The sequence below is a fragment of the Fodinibius roseus genome (genome assembly GCF_900129315.1).
Lineage (GTDB): Bacteria > Bacteroidota > Rhodothermia > Balneolales > Balneolaceae > Fodinibius > Fodinibius roseus.
Genome location: NZ_FQUS01000064.1, coordinates 1 through 1,185 on the forward strand (window position 1 = coordinate 1; position 1,185 = coordinate 1,185).

The 1,185-nt window shown below is 33.8% G+C and carries 3 protein-coding genes; 1 reads left to right on the forward strand and 2 read right to left on the reverse strand.

Translation table 11 applies throughout. The features are described 5' to 3' along the window. The first annotated feature begins 216 nt into the window (after positions 1–216). Complete coding sequence (locus BUB16_RS21005) at positions 217–456, forward strand: hypothetical protein (RefSeq protein WP_073068806.1); 240 nt, start codon at positions 217–219, stop codon at positions 454–456. Positions 457–586: 130 nt separating this feature from the next. On the opposite strand, the gene BUB16_RS21315 is transcribed toward BUB16_RS21005, so the two are convergent. Both BUB16_RS21315 and BUB16_RS21010 read right to left on the reverse strand, forming a co-directional pair. Next, positions 587–781, reverse strand: a complete 195-nt coding sequence (locus BUB16_RS21315; protein ID WP_139240416.1) for a hypothetical protein — start codon at positions 779–781, stop codon at positions 587–589. Further along, positions 781–999, reverse strand: a complete 219-nt coding sequence (locus BUB16_RS21010) for a hypothetical protein (RefSeq protein ID WP_073068808.1) — start codon at positions 997–999, stop codon at positions 781–783. The genes BUB16_RS21315 and BUB16_RS21010 overlap by 1 nt, the downstream gene beginning before the upstream one ends. Positions 1,000–1,185 lie beyond the last annotated feature (186 nt).

Sequence of the window (1,185 nt, forward strand, 5' to 3'; positions counted from 1 at the left end):
AAACCGTCCTCAATAATTTTAACGGTTTTTACGCTCTATTGCAGATAAATTTTAGGGAGAGGTAATCGTTGAGTCACAGAGATTATTATATACAGTGCACATCCTGCCTGTTATATTAATACGTTAACCTTTTAGAAAAAATGTATATATTATAAACAGCATAAATTAATATGCCTCTAGCTCCATTTGCCAAATATAAATAGATATCTTTATATAATGATCGACTTAAAACCTGAACACAAAAAAAATTTGATTGACAAGATCAAAAGAGTCAATGACAAACATATCATTGACGAGATCTACCGCCTCTTAGATATTGATTTTAATGATACTGTTTATGTAACGAATGATAGGCAAAAAAAAGCTATTTCACAGGCACAAGAGCAAATAAAAAGCGGTCAAATTTTATCAGATAAAGAGGCTAATGAAGAGATCGACAAATGGCTGAACAAGTAAAGAGATAGTCGACAAGATCCTGACACCATTGAGTTTCGAAAACTGTAAATAATTATTATTCGAAGAATCCTCTCTCGCAGATTTGTGAGAATAGTATAGAACCAAAAGGTGTCAATTTTGGTAATAATATTCACTCTTGATGTGTAATGTCTGAAAGGCCATACTCCTGTAAATCAATGAACCCTGAATTCTGTAAGCTAACCTGAAAATCATCGGCATTTATTATAGGACCAAGAGGTAAATCAGACTGCTGTAAACGACGGATAAGATCGGATTTACCTGAACCATTCGGGCCAGCAAACATTCGAACTCTTGAAACAGCCATTAATCAAGTTCGATAACTTTAGGGGTAGAACTTCCTCTTCGTGTTTCCAGTTTTTTTATTCTGTGCTCTTTACCGGACGTATCTAACCTTATAAGATAGCCATCCTTTTCATATAACGTTTCAAGTCCCAATGCCATATTTTTGCGACGTGCATCACGGGAGATCTGTCGAAGAGCTTTATTAAGATCTTTCGTTGTTATTTCCTTTCGTCGACTCATAATTGTGCATAATTTTTAAATGGACAACTTCTCAAGTTTAATATCTTCTCATACTTCATTATATAACAAGTTTTTAATATCAATTACAAATAAATACCACTGCATTAACCTATTTGAACGCCACCTTCATGACCAACCGTCCTCAATAATTTTAACGGTTTTTACGCTCTATTGCAGATAAATTTT